Genomic DNA, 22526 nt, shown 5'->3' with positions numbered 1-22526 from the left:
CAATTCGGCCGCCATGCCAGTAAGATTTCAGAGATTATACGCCCGCTCACCATGTTCAGCCAGGTCGAGGCCCTCGCGCTCGGCATCCGGCGCCACCCGCAGGCCAGTGATGGCCTTGGTGATGAACAGCGCCACCAGCGTGCCGGCCACCGACCAGCCGATGGTGGTGAGCACCGCCAGCAGTTGTGTACCGAGCTGGGTCATCATGTCGTAATCTGCGGCGCCGGGGCCACCCAGCGCCGGCGCATAGACGATGGCCGTGCCGATGGCGCCCATAATGCCGCCGACGCCGTGAATGCCGAACGCATCGAGGGAATCGTCATAGCCCAGGCGCGGCCGGATCCTGGCCACCGCCAGATAACAGGCTGCTGCGGTAACGGCGCCCAGGACGATGGCACCGAACGGCCCGGCATTGCCCGCCGCCGGCGTGACCGCGACCAGGCCGGCGAGAATGCCGGAGGCGAGGCCCAGTGCCGACGGGCGCTGCCCGGCCAACGCCTCCAGCGCCAGCCAGGCGAGGCCGGCCGCAGCGGTGGCAACGAAGGTGTTGATCATTGCCAGCGCCGCCGAGCCATTGGCCTCCAGCGCGGAGCCGGCGTTGAAGCCGAACCAGCCGACCCACAGCATGCCGGTGCCAACCAGGGTGAGCGTCAGGCTGTGCGGGGCCATCGAATCCTTGGCGTAGCCCAGCCGCTTGCCGACCACGATCGCAGCGACCAGTGCGGCCACGCCGGCGTTGATATGCACCACGGTGCCGCCGGCGAAATCCAGCGCGCCCATCGCGAAGAACAGCCCGGACCCGGCCCAGACCATGTGGGCGATAGGCAGATAGACCAAAGGCATCCAGATCAAGGTGAACAGCAGCACAGCGCTGAATTTCATGCGCTCCACCACCGCGCCGAGCAGGATGGACACGGTGATGGCCGCAAACGTCATCTGGAAACAGATGAAGACATATTCGGGGATCACGATCCCGTCGGTAAAGGTGGCGACCGTGCTGTCGGGCGTGATGCCGGCCAGGAACAGGCGATCAAGACCGGCGATGAAGGGGGTCAACGGCGCGGCGGAGTCGGGCCCGAACGCCAGACTGTAACCGAACGTCACCCACAGCAGCATGACGAGGCAGGTGACCGCGCCGACCTGAGTCATCATCGACAACATGTTCTTGGCCCGCACCAGGCCGCCATAAAACAACTGCAGCCCCGGCAGGATCATCAGCAGCACCAGCAGCGTGGACACCATCATCCAGGCCGTATCGCCCTTTTCGGGGACTGGCGCCGCTTCTTGCGCCATCGCCACAGCGGGCATCAACATCAGGGACAGGCCGGCAACCCGCCGTGCCAGATCAAAGCGCAGTTTCATTCATCTCACCCGTGCGAATGCGAATGGCCTGGCTGATGCCAGTCACGAAAATCTTGCCGTCGCCGATGCAGCCGGTGTGGGCGGCCTGCATGATGCAGTCGACCAGCCGCGCCGCATCTTCATCCTCCACGACGATCTCGATCATCAACTTGGGCACCAGATTGAAATTATATTCGGCGCTGCGATAGGTTTCGGCTTGGCCTTTCTGCCGGCCGAAACCGCGCACTTCGGTCACCGTCATCCCCTGCACGCCGCCATCCATCAGGGCCGCGCGCACTTCTTCCAATTTGAACGGCTTGATGATCGCCGTGATCAGCTTCATCTGCACTCTGGCCCCTTCGAACGGTGCATAAGTGCAGCAGGGGCGGCGCTGCCGATATGGGGTGTTTGCCGGTGAGGCGATGCTCAGACCGGGCGGGCGAGTTCGGCGCGGGCCAGTGCCTCATCGTCGGCATCGACCATCACCCGAATGCCCGACACGCCGGGCCCGATCAGGCTGGCGATCCCGGCATCGAACAGCACGGCCATGATGCCAGCGGATTCCAACCGGCAGCGCACAATTTCAGCTTCGACGGGCGAAAACAGCGTGTCGATGCAGGCCAGGCCCATCAGTCGTACGGCAGGAAGGCGGGCGGCCGCACCGGCAGGCCATCGATGGAAACGGTGCGCTCCTGATATTTGGTCAGGCGTTCGACGGGATCATCCTGCACATGATATTTGCGCAGCGTCTGGCGCTCGGCCACCAACTGCATGCGCGGCACGGCCCAGCCGCAACTGGTCTGAGTGCTTTCGACCGCGATGCGGAAGATCTGGCGCACGCCGCGTTCGATGGTGAAATGGCTGGCGAGTTCGGTCCACGCTTGATCCTGCGGCAATACGGCGTGGCCGTGGCCATAGATGCGGTAGATCAGGGCTGGCTGGTCAAAGGCACAGACCATGATGGTGATGCGACCGTCGGCGGCGAGATGCGCGTGGGTTTCGTTGCCGCTGCCGCCATAATCGAGATAGGCGCAGGCTCGCCCACCATCGAGCACGCGGAACGTGTCGAGGCCCTTGGGGCTGAGATTGATGCGGGCGTCCGGCGCGGCGGTGGCAACAAAGAACACTGGCTGGCGCGCAATGAAATCAGCATGTTCGGGCGTTATGTGATCGAAAAACTCCGACATGCTTTCTCCCCCGCTTCAGGCCGCCGTGCCGCCAACGGTCAGGCCATCGATCAACAACGTCGGCTGACCCACACCGGCCGGCACGCTCTGCCCGCCCTTGCCGCAAATGCCGACGCCTTCGTCCAGCGCCATGTCGTTGCCGATCGCCTTCACCCGGGTCAGCACATCGGGACCGTTGCCGATCAGCGTCGCGCCTTTCAGTGGCCGGCCAAGCTTGCCACCCTCGATCTCATAGGCTTCGGTGCAGGTGAAGACGAACTTGCCGCTGGTGATATCGACCTGGCCGCCGCCGAAGCTCTTGGCGTAAATGCCCTTCTTCACACTGGACAGGATATTGCCGGGGTCTTCGCTGCCGCCCAGCATGAAGGTGTTGGTCATGCGCGGCATCGGCGCGTGGGCAAAGGATTCGCGGCGGCCATTGCCGGTGGGGTCAACGCCCATCAGCCGGGCATTCAGCCGATCCTGCATATAGCCTTTCAATATGCCGTCCTCGATCAGCACAGTGCGGCTGGTCGGCGTGCCTTCATCGTCCACGGTCAGGCTGCCGCGGCGCTGATCGATGCTGCCATCATCGACCACGGTCACGCCGGGCGCTGCCACCCGTTCGCCGATGCGGCCGGAAAAGGCGCTGGTGCCCTTGCGGTTGAAATCGCCTTCCAGGCCGTGGCCGATGGCCTCGTGCAGCAGGATGCCGGGCCAGCCGGGGCCGAGCACCACCGTCATCTGGCCGGCCGGCGCATCAACCGCATCGAGATTGGTCAGCGCCTGCGCCAACGCGATATCGATGGCGCCTTCCCACGCGGTATCCTCGAACAGGCTGTCATACAGATAGCGCCCACCCAGACCATGAAATCCGGTTTCGCGCCGGCCGTTCTTTTCGGCAACGATCTGCACATTCAACCGCACCAGCGGCCGCACATCGCGCACCCGGCTGCCGTCACCGCGCAGGATCTCCACCACGCTCCAACTGCCGAGCAGGCTGGCCGAAACCTGCACCACCTGCGGATTGCGGGCGCGAGCGGCAGCATCGATACGCTGCATCAACGCCACCTTGGCGGAAAAATCGATCCCGGCCAGCGGGTTCATGTCGGTATAGCGCCGGGCATTGGTCGGGCGCGGCGCCAATGCCAGCGTGCCGCCATGGCCATCGCGCACCACCTTGATCGTGTCGGCCGCCCGCAGGATCGCGGCCTCCGACAATTCATTGGCGTGGGCAAAGGCCGTCATCTCGCCGGCGACACCGCGCAGGCCAAAGCCCTTCTGCGTGTCGAAGCTGGCCGCCTTCAGCCGGCCATCATCAAACGCGAAACTCTCCGACACCGCATATTGCAGATAGAGTTCGCCGTCGTCACAGCCGTTCAGCGTGTCTGACACCAGCCGCGCGGTGCGGTCGGGATCAAGGCCGGTATCGGCATAAAACAGCGTGTTGGCATCGGGCGTGTTGGTCATTGCCAAGATATGGGCCAGCCGTGCCGAAAGGGAAAGGGGTGTGGCGACGCGATCAGTCTAATCGAACTTGCAGGTCAACACCCAGCGCTTGCCAGCGCGATCGAAGCTGATGCGGCTGCAATCATCCAGGACATCGCGGCCGATCAGGATCCACGGGCTGCGGCCTCGCCCCTGGCGTTCCCGGCCGGCCGTGACGGTGATCGTATCTTCATCGTCGCTTTCGGTCGAAGTGCCCTTGGCGCGCGCATCGATGCGGCGCGCTTCGGCTTCGGACACGCGGGTGCCCAGGGTGCGCAACGGCAGCCCGAGCAATGCCGCGCCTGCTCGCGGCGTCAGCGACTGCAGTGGCAGCGCCACACCCGGAAACGGCCGCCAATAATCCACGGCTGCGGCACGCTGCACCAATCCGGCCTTGATCAGCGCCTCCCCGGCGCGGGCATTGGCCACCGTGGTCGGATGGTTCAATTCCAGGCTGATATCGACATTCTCGTCACCGACCCTGGTCTTGATTCCGGTCTCGCCGGTGCCCTTCTTGGCCAGCACAAAGGTCTTGCTGCCGGCCGGCGTTGGCCGCAACACGATATCGACCCGGTCTGCCTTCAACGCGCCCACAGTCAAGATGCCATCGGCGTCGGCGGCGACCGGCTTGTCCACCCACACCACCGGCACGGTCTTGTTCGGCAGCCCGGCCGGCGTCACCCCGGTCAGGTTGAAGCGCACGGTCGCGGCGCCGCCGGGAATGAAGCTGTTCTTTACCGTGCGCTTGCCGAGCAATGGAAATGGCTTGAGGCCCGCGCGCTCACCCGCTGCCAGATTGAGCACCAGCGCGGTATCGAACGACAGGCCAATGCGGATGTTGAGCATCGCCTTCTTCACGGCAACCTGCATATAGGGATTGCCATTGTCCGCCACCGGCAGGGTCAGCACCGGCGGGGCTGCCACCTTGGCGGCACTGGCTGGCGCTGCCAGAAAAACCAGAGCGAGCATAGCCAGAGACGGAGCAGCGAGGGCGGGAGCAGCCCGAAAATTTGGCACCACCACCGCGCGACCCCCGATCAACGCCACGATCAACGCCCCGATCAACGCTTGTCGGCCGGGCTACCCGACAGGATGAAGCGTCGATCGCAATAGCCGCAATCGGCAAAGCCCGACGCGCCAATCTGGATGAACACGCGCGGATGGCCGTCACCGCCACGTTCATCGCCATCGCACCAAATGCGCGCAACATCGGTCACATAAACCTCAGGCGGCGGCAGGGCGTGGCTGTTCGTCGATTGCATGGTGTGGCCGTAACAGCACCAACCGCAAAAGTCATCATGCCGCAGGCCTGTGCAACGAATTTGTCACATCGTTGCAATCACCTTGCAATCTATCGGCGGCAGAGGCCGCGATGTGCTGCAGCGCACCATCCGAGATGCGTTGCCATCAACAAGGGGTTTCGAAAATGCGTCATATGTTCCTGCTGGCTGGCGCCAGCCTGTTTGCTGCCCTGCCCGCGATGGCTGCCGACGCCGATGAGCAGGCCACTGCAGCGATTGGCGAAACCATCGGTGAAGAGCTGGTGGTGACCGCGCAGAAGAGCGCACAGAAGCAGAATGACGTGCCGGTGACGATCACCGCCTATTCCGGGCGGTCGCTGCGCGAAATCGGCGTGACCCAGTTCGACCAATTGTCGGCCTATGTGCCCGGCCTCAATGTGCAGGAACAATCGCCCAACAACCCCGGCTTCGTGATCCGCGGCATCACGTCGGACAGCGGCTCGTCGCAGGGCGCGCCGGCCGTTACCGTGTATCTGAACGGCGTCGATGTCTCCCGCTCACGCGGTTCCTATTTCGATCTTTATGATCTTGAACGTGTCGAAGTGGTGAAGGGCCCGCAATCGACGCTGTTCGGCACGGCCGCTGCGGTTGGTGTGGTATCGGTGATCACCGCCAAGCCGCGCGCCGGCACGTCCGGCGAAGTGCGTGTCGGCTATGGCAATTTTGATCAGCGCCGGATCGATGGCCACGTCAACGTCGGCAACGACATCATCGCTGTGCGCGTGGCCGGCGCCATCAAGCTGCGCGACGGTGTGGTCGAAAACATTGCCGGCCGTCCAGGCTCGCAGACGCCGAACGGTCCGCGCATCGATGATCTGAACGGCCAGGGCCAATATGGCGCACGCGTGTCGCTGCGCTACACGCCGACCGCCGATTTCACGCTTGATCTGGTCGGCACCTATGATGGCCAGCGCGCGCCGGGCACGGCCTTCTCGTCGGGCACCTTTGCGCCGACCGGCGGCACCACCAGCCCGTTCACGTTCAAGGAAGCCGCGGGTTCGCCGGTCAGCCTGGCCGTGCTGGGCGCCGATCAGCCCAGCCTGACGCGTAACGTCTATGATCTCAACCTGACCAGCAGCTACAAGATCGACGACAGCTGGAGCGTGACGGCCATCGCCGGCTATCGCAACTTCGACAGCCTTGAAGTGTTCGACGCCGACGGTACCCAGGCCTGGTATCTGGAATTTGCCGAGGATGCCCGCGGCGAGCAACTGAGCTTCGAAGCCCGCACCAACTACACCAGCGACACCTTCCGGGCATTCTTCGGTGCCAATTATTTCTGGGAAACCGGCTTCCAGCGTGTGCCGTTCAGTTCTGAAGAAGGCATTTTCCTGCAATGCGCCGCGCGGCTGGTGCCGGGCCTTGCCTGCATCAACAACGCCACCGGTGTGGTCGAAGCGGCGCGCGCCACGGCGATCCTGACCGGCGGCGCCGCGACCGTGCTGCCTTACGCCGCCGAACTGTTCAACAACTCGGCGACAATCGACACCTTCAGCGTCTTCGCCGATGCCACCTTCATCCCGACGCCGCGCCTGGAAATCAATGTCGGCGGGCGTTGGCTGACCGAAAACCGCCAGGGCGGCATTTCGACCAACATTCCAAACACGGTCATCACGCGTGCGCCGCTGATTCCGGGTGGTATCAACACCGCCGGCCAGGTGCTGACCGGCCGCGGGCGTTTCAACGCCTTCCTGCCGCGTGCCAACGTGCTGTTCCGCGCCACGGACAATGTGAACCTGTATGCCACCTATTCGCGTGGCCGCCGCTCCCCGGTGGTGCAGGTCACCGCCGGACGCACTGGCGGCGTGCTGACGCCGAACGTGCGGGTGTTCCCGGCCGAGATCATCGACAATTTCGAAGGCGGCGTAAAAGCCTCGTTCGGCAAGGTCAATTTCAGCCTTGGCGCGTACATCCTGAAGTACAAGGATTTCCAGATCAGCGTGCCACAACAGGGGGCGCCGGCATTGATCGTCAACGCCGATGCCACCAACAAGGGCATCGAAGCAGAGATCAGCGCCAATATCTCGCCCAATCTCAATCTGTTCGCCAACGGCGCCTATATCGATGCGCGCATCAACGATGATCCGCGCTTCGGCAACTTCGCTGGCGATCGTTTCCGCCTGCAATCCGAATGGCAGGGCTCCATCGGCGGCACCGTGCGCGTGCCGGTGGGCGAAAAGCTGGAACTTTTCGCCACGCCCACCGTCACCCATCGTTCGTCGATGTTCTTCGAAATCCCCAACAACCCGTTGATTTCGGAAGGCCCGGTCACGCTGGTCAATCTGCGCGCCGGCATCCGTCACCCCGACGCCAAGTGGGAGATCATCGGTTTTGCGAACAACCTGTTCAACGAGGAATATGTGATGGACGCCGGCAACACCGGCGGCGCCTTCGGCATCCCCACCTTCATTCGCGGCCTGCCGCGGCTGTTCGGGGTGGAGGCGGTGTATCGCTTCTGATCGCATCGCAGCCGGAGTCGGAAAATAGCGCAGCTATTTTCCGACTCCGGCAAGATCGGCCGGCGACCAGAAAGGGCGGCCCCAACAGGCCGCCCTTTTCGTGTGTCGTCCGACGGCGTGGCTTCGCCACGTTCTTTCTTCTTGCTTCCTTCAAGCCGCACGGACTCGGCGGCTACGCCGCCGGCCGTGCCCCCGCCACATAGCCCCCACCAAAAGCCGCAGCCCCCAGCCCCTTGCCCGGCCCTGCCCCACCGTCTATCCCTGATAACATGAGCGAGCCCGCCATCCGCCTTTCCGGCCTGACCAAAGTCTATGCCGGCGGCAAGCGCGCACTGAACGGCATTGATCTCGAAATTCCGCGTGGCTCGATCTTTGGCCTGCTCGGCCCCAACGGTGCCGGCAAATCGACCACGATCAACATCCTGGCCGGGCTGGTGAACAAGACCGGCGGCAGCGCCCGCATCTGGGGCTTCGATATCGACGAGCACCCGCGCAACGCCAAGGCCAGCATCGGCATCGTGCCACAGGAACTGGTGTTCGATGCCTTCTTCACGCCGTTCGAAACATTGGAATTGCAGGCCGGCCTATTTGGCGTGCCGCGCGGCAAGCGGCGGACGATGGAATTGTTGAAGGCCGTACGGCTCGACGACAAGGCGCATGTCTATTCGCGGACCCTGTCGGGTGGCATGAAACGGCGCCTGCTCGTCGCCAAGGCGCTGGTGCACGCGCCGCCGGTGCTGGTGCTCGATGAACCCACCGCCGGGGTCGACATCGAATTGCGCCAGTTGCTATGGGATTATGTGCGGCAACTGCATGCGGGCGGCACCACCATCGTGCTGACCACCCATTATCTCGAAGAAGCCGAAAGCCTGTGCGACCGCATTGCCATCATCAATCACGGCACGGTCGTGGCCAATGACGAGACCCACAAATTGCTCGGCACCACCGGCGACAAGGTGCTGGAACTGGTGGTGGACCGTGATCTTGCGGTCGCGCCGCCCGAACTGGGCAGTTGCAAGTCGGTCGAGCTGAAGGGGCCGCGGCAACTGGCCATCACCTTCGACAAGCGCCGCACCAATGCGGGCGCCGTGCTGGCGATGGTGTCTGCGGCCGGTCTGGGTGTGGTGGATGTCTCCACCCGCGAAGCCGATCTGGAAGATGTGTTCCTGGAGCTGACGAGTGGCCCAAAAGCCAAAAATGCCGCCGCCTGAAGCCCTGCAATTTGATGCGCTGGTGATCGGATCGGGTGCAGCCGGCCTGACGGCGGCGCTCAATCTCGCCGAACATGGCCGCGTGGCGGTATTGGCCAAGGGCGACCTGACGGCGGGTTCGACAGCCTGGGCGCAAGGCGGCATCGCAGCGGTGCTGGATGCCGGCGATACGGTGGCGGCGCATGTCGAGGACACGATGGTCGCCGGCGCCGGCCTGAACCATCGCGCCGCGGTGGAATATGTCGCCAGCAATGCGTCGGCCGCGATCGATCGGCTGGCCGCGCTGGGCGTGCCGTTCAATCCCGGCGAGACCGTCTCGGAACGCTGGCATCTGACCCGCGAAGGCGGCCACAGCCATCGCCGCATCGTGCATGTCGATGATGCAACGGGCTGGGCGGTGTCGCAGGCGTTGATCCGGGCAGCAGCGGCGCATCCCAACATCAGCCTGATTCCGCACATGGCAGCGGTTGATCTGATCACCCACCGCCACGTTGTTGGCCGGCGCTTTCCGGAACGACGGTGCCACGGCGTCTATGCGCTGGACACCCAAAAGCGCCGGGTCGTGCGTATCCTGGCGCCATCCACCGTGCTTGCCACCGGTGGCGCCAGCCGCGTCTATCTCTATTCCACCAATCCCGATGGCGCGACCGGCGATGGTGTCGCCATGGCGTGGCGCGCGGGCTGCCGGGTCTCCAACCTGGAGTTCAACCAGTTCCACCCGACCTGTCTGTTTCACCCCACCGTGCGCAATTTCCTGATCACCGAGGCGGCGCGCGGCGAAGGCGGACACTTGAAGCTGCCCGACGGCAGCCGCTTCATGCACCGTTATGATGATCGGCTGGAACTGGCGCCGCGCGATATCGTGGCCCGCGCCATCGACGCCGAAATGAAGCGCCTTGGCCTGGCGCATGTGCTGCTGGATTTGACTCATCTTGGTGCCGACTTCGTGCGGGGACATTTCCCGACCATCCATGCCCGTCTGTTGGAACTCGACATCGATTGCACCAGCCAACCCATCCCGGTGGTGCCGGCCGCGCACTATAGCTGCGGCGGCGTGATGGTGGACTTGCAGGGCCGCACGGATCTGGATGGACTGTGGGCGGCCGGCGAGGTGACGCAGAGCGGCCTGCATGGCGCCAACCGGCTGGCATCGAACAGCCTGCTGGAATGCCTGGTGTTCGGCCAGGCCGTGGCAGACGATATCGTGGCGCAAGGCCGCCCGGCGCCGGTGCCGGACATCAAGCCCTGGGATGAAAGCCGGGTGACCGACAGCGACGAGGAAGTGGTGATCGCCCACAACTGGGACGAGCTGCGCCGTACCATGTGGGATTATGTCGGCATCGTGCGCACCGACAAAAGGCTGGCCCGCGCTGCCCACCGGGTGAAAACGCTGCGCAAGGAAGTGCAGGAATATTACGGCAATTTCCGGATAACAGCCGATCTGGTGGAGCTGCGCAATCTGGTGACGGTGGCCGATCTGATCGTGCGTTCAGCCCGCAGCCGCCGGGAAAGCCGGGGGCTGCATTTCAGCACGGATTACCCCGCGCTGGCTGGTACGGCGCAAGACAGCGTGCTCGATCCGATGCAGGGCCGCGAAACCTGATCGTTCAGGCGGCAGCGCGTTGCAGCGGTTGCGCCACCGGTGGACCAAACAGCCACCCCTGACCCAGATCGCAACCCATCTGTCGCAGCAGCAACCGTTGCCCATCGGTTTCGACGCCTTCGGCCACAACCTGCTTGCCCAGGCTGTGCGCCAGATCCACCAGGGCGCGCACGATCTGCTGGCTGGTGACCGAATCGACCATGCTGGCCACGAAGCTGCGGTCAATCTTGACGATATTGGCTGGCACCTCCCGCAGATGGATCAAGCTGGCAAAACCGGTGCCGAAATCATCAAGTGCAACGTGGACGCCAGCGTCGCGCAGACACTCCAGACACTCGATCAGGGCACCGCCGAGGCCGCCCATCACCACCGTCTCCGTCACCTCTACCACCAAGGCGTGCGGCGGCACACGATGGCGGGCGAGATCATCGAGGATGGCCACGGCAGCAGCGGTTCCCTGCAACTGCCCCGTCACGAAATTCACCGACATGCTGAGATCAGCACCTTCGGAGCGCAGCAGCGCGGCCTGCGCCAGCGCCGTGTCCAGAACCCATGACTGCAGGCTCGGTAAAATCGCGGCTTCCTTCATCACATCCGGAAAATCAGTAGGGCCGAGCAGACCGAGCCGCGGGTGCTGCCAGCGCAGCAAGGCCTCATATCCCACCACCACGCCATCAAACCGCTGCACGGGCTGATAATGCAGCAGAAATTGCTCGGTCGCCAACCCGGCCCGGGCTTCGGCAATCATGCAGCTGCGGGCGAACGCCTCGTCTGCCATGCTGGTATCATAGCTGCGCCAGCAACCGCGTCCTGCGGCCTTCGCGGCATACATCGCCAGATCGGCCTGCTTGAAGATGCGCGCCATCGGCACGCCGCGTTCCTCGCTGGCGGCATGGCCCGCGCAGATGGAGATGCTGAGATCATAGCCGGCATGGCGCAGCGGCACGCCGGCCGACAGGGCAATCATCTGGCGCACCGCAGACAGCCGCGCACGCGCCGCACCTTCCAGCAGGATCACGAATTCATCACCGCCGATGCGCGCGATTGTCGCCTGCGGGCCGGCAGCCGCCGCCAGGCGTTCGGCAACTGCCACGATCAGGGCGTCACCAGCATCATGGCCTGCCATGTCATTGGTTTGTTTCAAATAGTCGATGTCGATCGCAATGACGTCAATGCCGCCTTTGCGCTGCGCTGGTTGTTCGAGCAAATTCTGGAACAAGGCACGATTGCCAAGGCCGGTAAGTGGATCGGTTGTCGCAAAGCGCAGCAATGTCTCCCGCTCGGCGTCGGCGGCGTCGGCATCGCGCCGCAACTGGCGAAAGCGGTCAGCAATCGCCAGGCTGAGCAGCAAGGATTCCCAGCCGATGGCGGCGAAGCCGGCCTTGTCCACGATGTCATCCTGCGGCAGCAGGTCGAAATTGCGCGCGATGCGCATACCGAGCAGCGCAAGCGCCGGTGCCCAGCCGACAATGTAGAACCAGATGGCGCGGCTGCCGCGCATCGCGGCAAACACACTGCCCACGATCAGCGCCAAGGTAACGCTGATCATTGCCAGATTGAGCATGCGATCACTGAACCAGGCCGGAAACACCATGTCGAACGCCGCGACCACCGACGTGATGGCTACCAGCATCCCGGCCAACTGACCAAAATTGACCAGTTTTGACGGCAGCTTGTCCTTTTCGATCAATGCAAAGAAGAAGGCCGCACCCGATACCAGCAGCAGACCAATCAACAGGACAGACGTGCGCGCGCTCGCCGGGCCCGCCAGAAAGGGCAGGATATTGAGCATGGCCCCGGTCCAGACCAGCAGGTAACAAAGCGCGCTGGCGACCCAGACAACATACCAGCGCTGGAATGAGGTTTTCAGCCAGGTCAGCAAAAACACATTATAGGCGAAGGCCGAAAACAGCACCCCCATCACCAGGGCAATAAGTACGGTCCAGCCCAGGACATGGCGTTCATGCCCAGTTTCATCCATCGCCTTGACCGAGCGCATCAAGCCGGGGGCGTCCATGTTGCGGAAGCCGATGCGAACTGCTGTCACGTCGGCACCAGGCACCGGCACTTCAAACCGTAGATTGTTGCCAAGCGACCAATTCTGGGCCAGTTCGAATTGGCCGCGCCGCACCTGATACAGGCCGCCTTCGTGCTCGACCTGCACCAGCATCGCCGAGAAGCGCGTGTTGTCGACAAGCAGATTCCAGGGCGACGGCAAGGACTTGACAAGACCAGCGTCGACCGAGAACCACGTCCAGCCATCGCCGTCCTGAGCAGGGCAGTTCGCCGCTTCCTGTGCGCAGTCCACCAGACGGAATGGCAATTGATGCTGTTCCGCCTGTACGGGCGTAGCGAGCGCCAATGCCATGAAGAGCGCCGCCAGCCACGCGACAACGCTGCGGGACAAGCTTGTCAGCCAGCCCGGCACGTCCTCACCTGAAAGCCGACCCATCTTCACCGCTGTTGCCAATGCCCCGTCGACATATTCGAGCGCAACTTATGGCAAGAGGCGTTTACAAATGATTACCTGTACGGTCACCAACGAGTCATGCAGCAGCGATTATTATCAATTTGCTAGCAATTGCGTGATGTTCAGCGCATCAACTGGCGTACGTCTGTCAAGCGACCGGTCAGCGCAGCAGCCGCGGCCATCGCCGGCGACAGCAAATGGGTGCGAGAACCCGGCCCCTGGCGGCCGACAAAGTTGCGATTCGACGTGGAGGCGCAACGTTCGCCGGCCGGCACCTGATCCGGGTTCATGCCAAGGCACATCGAACAGCCCGGCTCACGCCATTCGAAACCGGCTTCGGTGAAGATGCGGTCCAGCCCTTCGGCTTCGGCCTGGCGCTTGACCAGACCAGAGCCGGGCACCACCAGCGCCTGACGCACGGTGCTGGCCACGCGGCGGCCCCTCACGACGTCGGCAGCAATGCGCAAATCCTCGATGCGGCTGTTTGTGCAACTGCCGATGAAGATATGCTCCACGGCCACGTCCTCCATGCGCATCCCCGGCGCCAACCCCATGTAATCAAGGCTTTTGGCGGCCGCCGTGCGCTTGCCGGGATCGGCGAAGCTGTCGAGTTCGGGCACCATGCCAGTGATTGCCACCACATCTTCCGGGCTGGTTCCCCAGGTTACCAGCGGCGCAATGGCACTGCCGTCGATGGTGATTGTGGCATCATATTGCGCGCCGGCATCGGTATGGAGCGTCTGCCACCAGGCCATGGCCTGATCCCAGGCCTCCCCCTTCGGCGCACGTGGCCGGCCCTGCACATAGTCAAAGGTCTTGGCGTCCGGCGCCACCAGCCCGGCGCGAGCGCCGGCCTCGATGGCCATGTTGCACAAGGTCATCCGGCCTTCCATCGACAGCGCTTCGATCACCGGACCGGTATATTCGATCACATGGCCAGCACCGCCACCGGAGCCCAGCACGCCGCACACGGCCAGCGCCACATCCTTGGCCGACACCGAAAAACCCAGCGCCCCGGTGACCCGTACTTCCATCGACTTCGACTGGCGCAGCAGCAGCGTCTGGGTGGCGAAGACATGTTCGACTTCGGACGTGCCGATGCCAAAGGCCAGCGCCCCGAAAGCGCCATGGGTGGCAGTATGGCTGTCGCCGCAGACCAGGGTCACGCCTGGCAGGGTGAAGCCCTGTTCCGGGCCGATGACGTGGACAATGCCCTGTTCCGGCGCATCGATGGCGTAAAGCTCGATGCCGAAATCCGCACAATTCTGCTCAAGCGTCGCCAACTGCGCCTTCGACATCGGATCGAGGATCGGCAACCGGCGATCTGTCGTGGGCACATTGTGATCGGGCACCGCCAGCGTCAGATCAGGGCGCCGCACCTTGCGACCAGCCAGCCGCAGCGCTTCGAACGCCTGCGGGGTCGTCACTTCGTGGATCAGGTGGCGATCGATGAAGATCAGCGCGGTGCCGTCGTCCAGCGTGCCGACAACATGATCATCCCAGATTTTCTGATAGAGGGTGCGCGGAGCCGTGGTCATGACATGTGGCTTTGCCCATGGCGTTGCGCAAAATCCAGCGGCAAATGTGGCATATTCGCATGCATGGAGGCGTGATCCATCTGTTCGGTTTTGACGCTTTGGCCGATTCTGGCGGGATTGACGCTGGCGCAGCCCCCCTGAAAACCCGCCGGGAAACAGCTGTGGACGCCGCAATGATGACAGGATTTGGCTGTGTAGGACAGGGCCGGTGGATCAACTGCCGGCGATCTGGCCAAGCGTCTCCAGCAGCAGATCGACTTCGGCCATGCTGTTGTAATGGGTGAAGCCCACCCGCACCGCGCCGCGATCCTTCAGCCCGAGCACCGTCGCCGGTTCCCAAGCGTAATAATAGCCTTGCCAGGCGAACATGTTGCGGGCGGCGAGTGCAGCGGCGACTTCGGCGCTGAATTTCCCAGCCAGTTCGAAGGTGAAGGTGGCAACGCGTTCGTGCAGACGGTTTGCGTTGGCGATCCCGTGCAGAGTCACGCCCGGTACGGCGCCGATCCCATCCAGAAAGCGGCGCATCAAATCGGTTTCATGGGCTTGCGCTGCCGCCAGCCCGGCCAGCAGCCTTTGCCGCAGCGGCTGATCGGGCGAGACGGTGCCGGCCGCCTCTCCCAGCCAGGCCAGGTGATCGATGGCCGCCGCGGTGCCTGCCATCGCCTCGAAGCTTGGCGTGCCGGGCGCCAGCCGCGTGGGCATCACATCGGCGGACGGACGGACTTTCAGGGGCGGGATGATCCCCTGCAGGCGCCGGGACACGAACAGGATCGCCGCGTGGGGACCAAAGAATTTGTAAGCCGATGCGGCCATCAGATCGCAGCCGATCGCCGCCACATCCAGCGCGAGATGCGGGGCCGATTGCACGGCATCGACAATGCTGATGGCGCCGACGGCCCGCGCCGCCGCACACACCGCCGCGACATCGTTGATCGTGCCCAGGAAATTGCTGGCGTGGCCCACCGCCACGGCGCGGGTGCGTGCGTCGATCAGGTCGGGCAATGACTCCAGCTTCAGCGCGAATGTTTCGTGATCCCATTCCAGAAAGCGCACCTCCAGCCCACGCGCTTGCGCCGCCTGCAACCACGGCGAGACATTGGCATCATGATCCATGCGGGTGAGCAGGATATTGTCGCCGACCTGCCAATCATGGGCGATCAGCGGCGCCATCTGGAAAAACAGGCTGGTGGTGTTCAGCCCGAAGATCACTTCATCATCACCGCAGCCGAAAAAGGCCGCGGCGCTGGCAATGGCATGATCGGCAATCGCGCCGGCGGCCTGGCTGGTGCGGAACAGCCCGCCATCGTTGGCGCATGCCTGCACCATGGCGTAGCCCATCGCCTCGATCACCCTTCCGGCCACCTGGGTGCCGGCCGGCGCATCGAAATAGCAGCGCGGCTGGTCATCATCCTGCAACGCCAGCGCCGGAAACGCCGCGCGCACGCTCTCCATCGGTAACATCATCGCACGCCCCCTTATCGGGGTTGTTACTGGCCGAGTGCGTCCACCGCGGCAAGCACCACCTCCACCGGCGGGCGCTTGCGATAATCATCTTCCATCATGCGGGCGCGGATCACGCCTTTTTGATCGATCACGTAAATCGCCGGGCGCGGCACGCCATGGGCGCGATTGCCAGGCGGATAGGCCGGATCGCGCAACTGCCAGCCATCGATCACTTTCGATTGCGGATCGGACAACAGCGGCCACGCCACCTTGCGTTCGGCAGCGAATTTGGCCAGCACGGCGGTATCGTCATAGGACAGGCCAACCAGCGTATAGCCGCGGCTAGCGAGCGGGGCCGCCGCGCCATCGTTCATCGCGATCATCTGCGCCTTGCAATAGGGGCACCAGGCCACCGAGCGGAAGAACATCAGCACCGTGCCCTTGCGGCCGGCGAGTTGTTGCAGCGTGCGCTGCTTGCCGCTGATGTCGGTGCCGGCGACGGCGGGGGCCTTTTCCCCGACGGCGGGAATGGCCAGCGCGGGTGTGGCCGCCATGACAACCGGGGCGAGGAAGGCGAGGAGATGATTGTGCATGATCGACCTTTCGTAGGGCAGCGGCTGTTGGTTACAGGCGCCGGTTATTCTTCATCGAGCAGCGGCAATATGGCTTGGCTCGCCGGCGCCACCAGGCCCAGATGTTTCCACGCCGGCCCGGTGAGCATGCGCCCCCGTGCGGTGCGGGCCACCAGGCCTTGCTGGATCAGAAAGGGTTCGATCACATCTTCCAGCGTGTCGCGCGGTTCGGACAGGCCGGCGGCCAGCGTTTCGATGCCCACCGGGCCACCGCGATAAATGTCGGCGATCATCATCAGATAGCGCCGATCCATGGCATCGAGGCCGAGCCGGTCCACCTCCAGCCGGCTGAGCGATTGATCGGCCAGGCGCTGGTCCACGGCATTGCCGCCGGCAAAATCCCGCACCCGGCGCAGCAGCCGCCCGGCGATGCGCGGGGTGCCGCGGGCGCGCGCCGCAATTTCGCGGGCGCCATCGGTGGTGATCGGCAGATCGAGCAGCCGGGCGGCGCGCGTCACCACCTGTTCCAGTTCATCGATGCTGTAGAAATTCAGGCGCAGCGGAATCCCGAAGCGATCACGCAGCGGCGTGGTGAGCAGCCCGGCGCGGGTGGTGGCGCCGACCAGCGTGAACGCCGGCAGATCGATGCGCACGCTGCGCGCCGACGGGCCTTCGCCGATCATGATATCGAGCACGCGGTCTTCCATGGCCGGGTAGAGAATTTCCTCCACCATCGGTGACAGGCGGTGGATTTCGTCGATGAACAGCACATCATGCGGTTCGAGATTGGTCAGGATCGCCGCCAGATCGCCGGCCTTGGCAATCACCGGGCCGGATGTCGCCCGGAAGCCCACGCCGAGTTCGCGCGCCACGATCTGCGCCAGCGTGGTCTTGCCCAGGCCCGGCGGACCGTGCAGCAACACATGGTCCATCGCCTCACCGCGGCTGCGGGCGGCGTTGATGAACACACTGAGGTTGGAGCGCAGTGCCGCCTGGCCGATGAATTCATCCAGCCCCTTGGGCCGCAGCGCGGCGTCGATATCGTCGAGGCGACGTTGCGGGGAGAGATCGGCGGTCATGGGGTCGTGCGCCCTTCCCCACCCCCAACCCCTCCCCTGAAGGGGAGGGGAGCAGATGGTCTCCCCTCCCCTTCAGGGGAGGGGTTGGGGGTGGGGAAGGCCAAATTCTTCGTCACTGCACACTCTTCTTCAAGGCCACCCGCACCACATCATTCAGTGCCGCCGTTTCGCCAAGTTCGGCCAGTGCGTCGCTCACCGCCCGGCTGGCATCCATCGGCCGGAAGCCGAGCGCCGCCAGCGCTGCCATCGCGTCCTCCAGCAAACGGTTGCCCGCTTGCACCGCGATCGGGGCGCCGGCGGACAGCGCCACACCGCCCAACTTGCCTTTCAACTCATTGGTGATCCGCGCCGCCAATTTGGGGCCGACCCCATTGGCGCGGGCCAGTGACGCCGCATCGCCGGCCGCCACGGCATGCGCCACCTGATCCGGCGTCAGCACCGACAGGATGTTGAGCGCCACCCGGCCGCCCACACCCTGCACGGTGATCAACGCGCGGAATGCGGCCCGTTCAGTTTCGGTCACGCAACCGAACAGCGTGATTGCATCCTCGCGCACCTGGGTTTCGATGTGCATCACCACCGTCTGCCCGATGTTGAGGGCGGCCAGCGTGCGGCTGCTGGCCTGGACCAGATAACCGACGCCGTTCACATCCAGCACCAGGGCATCGGCCGAGACGCTGTCGACCAGGCCCTTCAATCGGGCGATCATGTCAGGCCCTTTTGCGCACTGGCGCCGAGATGTGCATGGGCAATCGCCACGGCAAGTGCATCGGCGGCGTCGCTGCCCGTCACCGCTACGCCGGGCAACAGCCGCTGCACCATGGCATGCACCTGGGTCTTGTCGGCGCTGCCCACGCCGACGATCGCTTTCTTTACCAGCCGCGTCGCATATTCCGTCACCGGCAGGCCGGCCTTGGCGGCGGCCAGCATCACCACCCCGCGCGCCTGGCCCAGCTTCAGCGTCGATTGCGGATTGGTGTTCACGAACACTTCCTCCACCGCCGCCGCATTGCAGCCATGGCTTGTCATCACCTGCATCAGCGCATCGTAGAGGGTGGCCAGCCGTTCTGCCAAGGGCGCGCTGGCGGCGGTGCGCACCGTGCCATGGCCAATATGGCTGAGCCGGTTGCCATCAGCCCGGATCACGCCCCAGCCCGTCGCCGCCAGCCCCGGATCAAGGCCCAGGATGAGCCGCGAACTCAATTCCCCTTCCCTTCAGGGGAGGGGCTGGGGGTGGGGAACGAAGGCCGAGAGCCATTGCGCGGCCCATTGGTCCAGCGCGCGGGCAACTGGTTCGCGTGTTCCAGGATAGATTTTGCAACCATTTCGCCTTGTTCCAGAACCTGCCAATTCGCAAAACGCAACACCCGATAGCCCTGCGCCGCCAGCGTTGAATCCCGCCGTGCATCCCGATCCGGATCGGTATGACTGGCACCGTCCACCTCGACAATCAGCGCCAGCGCAGGACACAGAAAATCGGCGACATAGCTGCCAATGACAGCCTGGCGGCAGAACTTCAGTCCACCTAGCCGGCTGCCACGCAAAATGGCCCACATTCGCCGCTCGGCCGGGGTCTGGTTGGTCCGCATGGTGCGGGCGCGGTCGTGAAGCAGCTTTTCGTCAACCGTCGCCATCTTCCCCACCCCCAGCCCCTCCCCTGAAGGGGAGGGGAGTTAATTTGGTGCCCCGTTGGCAAGTGTCACAAAGCTCTCGCTGCGCAGTTTCCAGCCTGTGGCGGTCGGCACCCACACGGCCAGATATTCGCCGCTGAACCGACCAGAGACGCTGCCGCCCGACCAGTGTCCGCGCTCCATGGCGCGCACGGGTGGGACCGCGACGGTCACCACGTCGGGCGTGCGGACGAAGCCGAGGAATCCCGGCGTCTTGAAGGCGCGAGCAAAATAATCCGTCATGGCATCAGCGCCGATGATCGCTTCGCCGCCGGAACCGGCAATGCCGATATAGCCATCGCCAAAGGCCGCACGCACGCCCGCAACATCGCGCGCGGCAATGGCGGCATTATAGGCGGCGCGCGCCGCCTTGATGTCGGCAACGGCATCGGCGGCCGCGGGCGTGCTCGCCATGATCATGATCGCCGCTGCCAGCCTCACAGATTGGCAAGCACGTCTTCGGGCACGTCATAATTGCCCCACACGGTCTGCACATCGTCATCGTCGTCCAGCGTGTCGATCAGCTTCATCAACTGCGCGGCATCATCGGCACCGACGCTGACCATCAGGCCCGGCTTCCAGGCCAATTTGGTCGATTCCGCTTCGCCGAGCACGGCCTCCAATGCCTTGGCGACTTCGTGCAGCGCCTCGACGCTGGTCCATATCTCGTGGCCGTCCTCGCTGGATTGGACATCATCGGCGCCGGCTTCCAGAGCGGCTTCGAACACGCGGTCGTTGCTGCCAGCCTTGGCCGTATAGGTGATCAGGCCGAGCCGCTCGAAGCCATGCGACACGCTGCCCGAGGCACCCAGATTGCCGCCATTCTTGGCCACGATGGTGCGCACATTGGTGGCGGTGCGGTTGCGATTGTCGGTGAGCGTTTCGATGATCAACGCCACGCCGCCGGGGCCGAAGCCTTCATAGCGCACATCTTCATAATTGGCGGTGTCGCCGCCCTGGCTCTTGTCGATGGCGCGCTGGATATTGTCCTTGGGCATGCCTTCGGAGCGGGCGGCGAGCACAGCAGCACGCAGGCGCGGGTTGGCGGCGGGATCGGGCATGCCCATCTTGGCCGCCACGGTGATTTCGCGGCTGAGTTTGGAAAACAGCGCGCTGCGCTTTTTGTCCTGGGCACCTTTGCGGTGCATGATGTTCTTGAATTTGCTGTGGCCGGCCATGATCGATCAACTGGTTGAAAAAGGAAGCCGCGGGCTTAGCAATGGCGCGGCAGGGCTGCAATCAGCACAGCAAGGTCACCGCTTGTTTCAGCATCACGCCGCACAGATGCGCGCGATATTCGGCGCTGGCATGGATGTCGCTGTTGAGATCATCGGCGGGCAGCGCGGGCGCTTCGGTGCCGGCCGCCAACGCGGCTTCGGCATCGCTCCAGCGGAACACGCCCGGGCCGGCGCCGGTGACTGCGACGCGCCAACCGGAAGCGTGCTGTGCGACATAGACGCCGACCATGGCATAGCGCGACACCGGATGGCGGAACTTGCCATAGGCCGACGCTTGCGGGATCGCGAAGCCGACGCGGGTGATGATCTCGCCGTCGGCCAAGGCGGTGCTGAACATGCCCTGGAAGAAATCCGCCGCCACATGGCTGCCGCGATCGGTTTCGATGATGGCATCGAGCGCAAGGGCAGCGGCCGGATAGTCGGCCGCGGGATCATTGTTGGCCAGGCTGCCGCCAATGGTGCCGATGTTGCGCACCTGATTGTCCCCGATCAGATTGGCCAGCGCAGCCAGGCCGGGGATGGCGGTGGCGCCGGCCGCGACATCGGCGTGGGTGGTCATCGCGCCGATCCACAGGTGGTCACCGTCACGGGTGATACCGTTCAGACCCAGCGCCGACAGGTCGATCAACGCATCGGGCATCCGCAGCCGGGATTTCATCGCCGGGATCAACGTGTGGCCGCCAGCGAGATAGGCGGCCTCCCCGCCGGAGGCGAAGGCTGATGCCGCATCGGCCAGATTGGCTGGACGCTGCAGGGCGAAATCACGCATGCTGGCTCTCCCCAAGGCTGGCCATACCGGCTGCACCAGCAACCACCGCCTTGATGATGTTGATATAACCGGTGCAGCGGCACAAATTGCCTTCCAGTTCGTGCGCAACCAGTTCTGGCGTCAGGCTGGTGCCATGCTTGCGCACGATTTCCAGCCCGGCGATCACCATGCCCGGCGTGCAGAACCCGCATTGCAGGCCATGGGCCTCACGAAACGCCTGTTGCATCGGATGGAGCTGATCGCCGTTGGCCAGACCTTCGATGCTGGTCACCGCCGCGCCTTGCGCTTGAGCGGCCAGCAAGGTGCAGGATTTCACCGCCTTGCCGTCCACCAGCACATTGCAGGCGCCGCACTGGCTGGTGTCGCAGCCGATGTGCGTGCCGGTCATGCCCAGCGTATCGCGCAGCACCTCGACCAGCAGCGCGGCGGCCGGTGCCTCCACATCGTGATCCTGGCCGTTGATGGTCAACGTCATATGCATCGCTGTTCCCCTTTGGCCTTGCACCCTAGACGCTGCCTGCGATGGCGGCAATCAGCCCTGCCGGGCCGCCATCATCGCCTTCAGACCTGCAGCCTGTTCGGTGACGGCCTGCGCACCCAGGCTGCTGGCCTTGGCACGATCCCACCAGGCGGCAAGGCCCGGACGCGCGGCAACCAGCGCCTTGGTCGGCATCGGGCCATCAAGGGCATCCAGAAAGAAAAACAGCGGAATCAGCGCAGCATCGGCCTGGGTGAAGCTGTGCCCCCACGCAAATTCATCCTCGGCACGGCGATAATGCTCGATATAGCCCAGCGCTTCGCCCATCGATTGCAGGGCGGCGGGCACACCGTCGGGATGTTCACGGCCGCGGAACAGGCCGCCCAGCGCCGGCACCATATAGACGTCGGCGAGGCGGATGATCAGGCGCACCATGGCGGCATCAGCTGCATCTTCGGGCATAAGCGACGGGCCGGGCAGCGCCGCATCCAGATAGTCGGCGATCACCTGGCTTTCCGGCAACGCCAGATCGCCGTCGACCAGCAGCGGCATCTTGCCCGTCGGGCAAAGCGCCAGATATTCCGGGCATTTGATGCCGCCCTCGAAACTATCAAGTTCAACCTCTGCGCCCTTGGCGCGGCTCACCAGCAGTGGCCGCATCACGAATGGCGACAATTTTCCCCCATACAGCTTCATGTCA

At 64.3% G+C, this 22526-nt stretch carries 23 protein-coding genes; 3 read left to right on the top strand and 20 right to left on the bottom strand.

Annotated features, from left to right (window positions below; genetic code table 11):
* Nucleotides 1-27: 27 nt before the first annotated feature.
* The 7 genes from ACTIEZ_RS09655 to ACTIEZ_RS09625 all read right to left on the bottom strand — a co-directional run bounded on the left by ACTIEZ_RS09655 (nt 28) and on the right by ACTIEZ_RS09625 (nt 5257).
* Nucleotides 28-1362, bottom strand: coding sequence for an ammonium transporter (locus ACTIEZ_RS09655; RefSeq protein WP_439546463.1), 1335 nt, complete (start codon nt 1360-1362; stop codon nt 28-30).
* Nucleotides 1346-1684, bottom strand: coding sequence for a P-II family nitrogen regulator (locus ACTIEZ_RS09650; RefSeq protein ID WP_439546462.1), 339 nt, complete (start codon nt 1682-1684; stop codon nt 1346-1348). The genes ACTIEZ_RS09655 and ACTIEZ_RS09650 overlap by 17 nt, the downstream gene beginning before the upstream one ends.
* An 83-nt stretch (nt 1685-1767) precedes the next feature.
* A complete protein-coding gene (locus ACTIEZ_RS09645; protein WP_439546461.1) occupies nt 1768-1971 on the bottom strand; it encodes a putative signal transducing protein in 204 nt (67 codons plus the stop codon).
* Complete coding sequence (locus tag ACTIEZ_RS09640) at nt 1971-2528, bottom strand: pyridoxamine 5'-phosphate oxidase family protein (RefSeq protein ID WP_439546460.1); 558 nt, start codon at nt 2526-2528, stop codon at nt 1971-1973. Before ACTIEZ_RS09640 ends, ACTIEZ_RS09645 begins: the two co-directional genes overlap by 1 nt.
* A gap of 15 nt (nt 2529-2543) precedes the next feature.
* On the bottom strand, nt 2544-3977 hold the full coding sequence (gene tldD, locus ACTIEZ_RS09635; RefSeq protein ID WP_439546459.1) for a metalloprotease TldD: 1434 nt from the start codon (nt 3975-3977) through the stop codon (nt 2544-2546).
* 57 nt (nt 3978-4034) lie between these two features.
* Entirely contained in the window at nt 4035-4964 is a 930-nt protein-coding gene (locus ACTIEZ_RS09630) for a hypothetical protein (RefSeq protein WP_439546458.1), read from the bottom strand.
* Between the two features lie 92 nt (nt 4965-5056).
* On the bottom strand, nt 5057-5257 hold the full coding sequence (locus tag ACTIEZ_RS09625; protein ID WP_439546457.1) for a zinc-finger domain-containing protein: 201 nt from the start codon (nt 5255-5257) through the stop codon (nt 5057-5059).
* 164 nt (nt 5258-5421) lie between these two features.
* Here ACTIEZ_RS09625 and ACTIEZ_RS09620 point away from each other — a divergent pair, with 164 nt between their 5' ends.
* From ACTIEZ_RS09620 to nadB, 3 genes are all read left to right on the top strand, one after another.
* Entirely contained in the window at nt 5422-7755 is a 2334-nt protein-coding gene (locus tag ACTIEZ_RS09620) for a TonB-dependent receptor (RefSeq protein ID WP_439546456.1), read from the top strand.
* A gap of 269 nt (nt 7756-8024) precedes the next feature.
* Nucleotides 8025-8966 (top strand): ABC transporter ATP-binding protein, encoded by a 942-nt coding sequence (locus ACTIEZ_RS09615; protein WP_439546455.1) that lies wholly within the window; start codon nt 8025-8027, stop codon nt 8964-8966.
* On the top strand, nt 8953-10569 hold the full coding sequence (nadB, locus tag ACTIEZ_RS09610) for an L-aspartate oxidase (RefSeq protein WP_439546454.1): 1617 nt from the start codon (nt 8953-8955) through the stop codon (nt 10567-10569). The genes ACTIEZ_RS09615 and nadB overlap by 14 nt, the downstream gene beginning before the upstream one ends.
* A 4-nt stretch (nt 10570-10573) precedes the next feature.
* Here the strand turns inward: nadB and ACTIEZ_RS09605 are convergent, their stop codons facing one another.
* From ACTIEZ_RS09605 to ACTIEZ_RS09545, 13 genes are all read right to left on the bottom strand, one after another.
* Nucleotides 10574-13021 (bottom strand): putative bifunctional diguanylate cyclase/phosphodiesterase, encoded by a 2448-nt coding sequence (locus tag ACTIEZ_RS09605; protein WP_439546453.1) that lies wholly within the window; start codon nt 13019-13021, stop codon nt 10574-10576.
* A 140-nt stretch (nt 13022-13161) separates the two neighbouring features.
* On the bottom strand, nt 13162-14577 hold the full coding sequence (leuC, locus tag ACTIEZ_RS09600; RefSeq protein WP_439546452.1) for a 3-isopropylmalate dehydratase large subunit: 1416 nt from the start codon (nt 14575-14577) through the stop codon (nt 13162-13164).
* A gap of 213 nt (nt 14578-14790) precedes the next feature.
* Complete coding sequence (locus ACTIEZ_RS09595) at nt 14791-16041, bottom strand: cysteine desulfurase-like protein (RefSeq protein WP_439546451.1); 1251 nt, start codon at nt 16039-16041, stop codon at nt 14791-14793.
* Nucleotides 16042-16064: 23 nt separating this feature from the next.
* Nucleotides 16065-16613, bottom strand: coding sequence for a peroxiredoxin family protein (locus tag ACTIEZ_RS09590; protein WP_439546450.1), 549 nt, complete (start codon nt 16611-16613; stop codon nt 16065-16067).
* A 44-nt stretch (nt 16614-16657) separates the two neighbouring features.
* Entirely contained in the window at nt 16658-17671 is a 1014-nt protein-coding gene (gene ruvB, locus ACTIEZ_RS09585; protein WP_439546449.1) for a Holliday junction branch migration DNA helicase RuvB, read from the bottom strand.
* A gap of 112 nt (nt 17672-17783) precedes the next feature.
* The gene (gene ruvA / locus ACTIEZ_RS09580; protein WP_439546448.1) at nt 17784-18380 is read right to left on the bottom strand and encodes a Holliday junction branch migration protein RuvA; all 597 of its coding nucleotides are present in this window, start codon (nt 18378-18380) and stop codon (nt 17784-17786) included.
* Nucleotides 18377-18874 carry a crossover junction endodeoxyribonuclease RuvC gene (gene ruvC / locus ACTIEZ_RS09575; protein ID WP_439546447.1) on the bottom strand — a complete coding sequence of 166 codons (498 nt, stop codon included), beginning with the start codon at nt 18872-18874 and terminating at the stop codon, nt 18377-18379. Before ruvC ends, ruvA begins: the two co-directional genes overlap by 4 nt.
* A complete protein-coding gene (locus ACTIEZ_RS09570; protein ID WP_439546446.1) occupies nt 18871-19305 on the bottom strand; it encodes an endonuclease domain-containing protein in 435 nt (144 codons plus the stop codon). The genes ruvC and ACTIEZ_RS09570 overlap by 4 nt, the downstream gene beginning before the upstream one ends.
* A 39-nt stretch (nt 19306-19344) precedes the next feature.
* On the bottom strand, nt 19345-19755 hold the full coding sequence (locus ACTIEZ_RS09565; protein WP_439546445.1) for a DUF4440 domain-containing protein: 411 nt from the start codon (nt 19753-19755) through the stop codon (nt 19345-19347).
* Nucleotides 19756-19778: 23 nt separating this feature from the next.
* Complete coding sequence (locus ACTIEZ_RS09560) at nt 19779-20519, bottom strand: YebC/PmpR family DNA-binding transcriptional regulator (RefSeq protein WP_439546444.1); 741 nt, start codon at nt 20517-20519, stop codon at nt 19779-19781.
* A 61-nt stretch (nt 20520-20580) separates the two neighbouring features.
* The gene (locus ACTIEZ_RS09555; RefSeq protein ID WP_439546443.1) at nt 20581-21348 is read right to left on the bottom strand and encodes an FAD binding domain-containing protein; all 768 of its coding nucleotides are present in this window, start codon (nt 21346-21348) and stop codon (nt 20581-20583) included.
* Nucleotides 21341-21829, bottom strand: coding sequence for a (2Fe-2S)-binding protein (locus ACTIEZ_RS09550; RefSeq protein WP_439546442.1), 489 nt, complete (start codon nt 21827-21829; stop codon nt 21341-21343). The genes ACTIEZ_RS09555 and ACTIEZ_RS09550 overlap by 8 nt, the downstream gene beginning before the upstream one ends.
* Nucleotides 21830-21880: 51 nt before the next feature.
* On the bottom strand, nt 21881-22522 hold the full coding sequence (locus ACTIEZ_RS09545) for a glutathione S-transferase family protein (RefSeq protein ID WP_439546441.1): 642 nt from the start codon (nt 22520-22522) through the stop codon (nt 21881-21883).
* Nucleotides 22523-22526: the final 4 nt, after the last annotated feature.

Source organism: Sandarakinorhabdus sp. (assembly GCF_051860625.1).
Taxonomy (GTDB): domain Bacteria; phylum Pseudomonadota; class Alphaproteobacteria; order Sphingomonadales; family Sphingomonadaceae; genus Sandarakinorhabdus.
Note: the sequence above shows the minus strand (reverse complement) of the source record. Positions and strands in the feature narration are given on the sequence as shown.

Bases quoted from the DNA above. Each gene is read 5' to 3' on its own strand.
- ACTIEZ_RS09605 (WP_439546453.1), bottom strand. From the start codon at position 13,021: ATGGGTCGGCTTTCAGGTGAGGACGTGCCGGGCTGGCTGACAAGCTTG.
- ACTIEZ_RS09555 (WP_439546443.1), bottom strand. From the start codon at position 21,348: ATGCGTGATTTCGCCCTGCAGCGTCCAGCCAATCTGGCCGATGCGGCA.
- ruvA (WP_439546448.1), bottom strand. From the start codon at position 18,380: ATGATCGCCCGATTGAAGGGCCTGGTCGACAGCGTCTCGGCCGATGCC.
- ACTIEZ_RS09560 (WP_439546444.1), bottom strand. From the start codon at position 20,519: ATGGCCGGCCACAGCAAATTCAAGAACATCATGCACCGCAAAGGTGCC.
- ACTIEZ_RS09590 (WP_439546450.1), bottom strand. From the start codon at position 16,613: ATGCACAATCATCTCCTCGCCTTCCTCGCCCCGGTTGTCATGGCGGCC.
- ruvB (WP_439546449.1), bottom strand. From the start codon at position 17,671: ATGACCGCCGATCTCTCCCCGCAACGTCGCCTCGACGATATCGACGCC.
- ACTIEZ_RS09655 (WP_439546463.1), bottom strand. From the start codon at position 1,362: ATGAAACTGCGCTTTGATCTGGCACGGCGGGTTGCCGGCCTGTCCCTG.
- ACTIEZ_RS09595 (WP_439546451.1), bottom strand. From the start codon at position 16,041: ATGATGTTACCGATGGAGAGCGTGCGCGCGGCGTTTCCGGCGCTGGCG.
- ACTIEZ_RS09615 (WP_439546455.1), top strand. From the start codon at position 8,025: ATGAGCGAGCCCGCCATCCGCCTTTCCGGCCTGACCAAAGTCTATGCC.
- ACTIEZ_RS09625 (WP_439546457.1), bottom strand. From the start codon at position 5,257: ATGCAATCGACGAACAGCCACGCCCTGCCGCCGCCTGAGGTTTATGTG.
- tldD (WP_439546459.1), bottom strand. From the start codon at position 3,977: ATGACCAACACGCCCGATGCCAACACGCTGTTTTATGCCGATACCGGC.
- ACTIEZ_RS09645 (WP_439546461.1), bottom strand. From the start codon at position 1,971: ATGGGCCTGGCCTGCATCGACACGCTGTTTTCGCCCGTCGAAGCTGAA.
- leuC (WP_439546452.1), bottom strand. From the start codon at position 14,577: ATGACCACGGCTCCGCGCACCCTCTATCAGAAAATCTGGGATGATCAT.
- ACTIEZ_RS09640 (WP_439546460.1), bottom strand. From the start codon at position 2,528: ATGTCGGAGTTTTTCGATCACATAACGCCCGAACATGCTGATTTCATT.
- ACTIEZ_RS09545 (WP_439546441.1), bottom strand. From the start codon at position 22,522: ATGAAGCTGTATGGGGGAAAATTGTCGCCATTCGTGATGCGGCCACTG.
- ACTIEZ_RS09570 (WP_439546446.1), bottom strand. From the start codon at position 19,305: ATGGCGACGGTTGACGAAAAGCTGCTTCACGACCGCGCCCGCACCATG.
- ACTIEZ_RS09620 (WP_439546456.1), top strand. From the start codon at position 5,422: ATGCGTCATATGTTCCTGCTGGCTGGCGCCAGCCTGTTTGCTGCCCTG.
- ACTIEZ_RS09565 (WP_439546445.1), bottom strand. From the start codon at position 19,755: ATGGCGAGCACGCCCGCGGCCGCCGATGCCGTTGCCGACATCAAGGCG.
- ACTIEZ_RS09550 (WP_439546442.1), bottom strand. From the start codon at position 21,829: ATGCATATGACGTTGACCATCAACGGCCAGGATCACGATGTGGAGGCA.
- ACTIEZ_RS09650 (WP_439546462.1), bottom strand. From the start codon at position 1,684: ATGAAGCTGATCACGGCGATCATCAAGCCGTTCAAATTGGAAGAAGTG.
- ACTIEZ_RS09630 (WP_439546458.1), bottom strand. From the start codon at position 4,964: ATGCTCGCTCTGGTTTTTCTGGCAGCGCCAGCCAGTGCCGCCAAGGTG.
- nadB (WP_439546454.1), top strand. From the start codon at position 8,953: ATGCCGCCGCCTGAAGCCCTGCAATTTGATGCGCTGGTGATCGGATCG.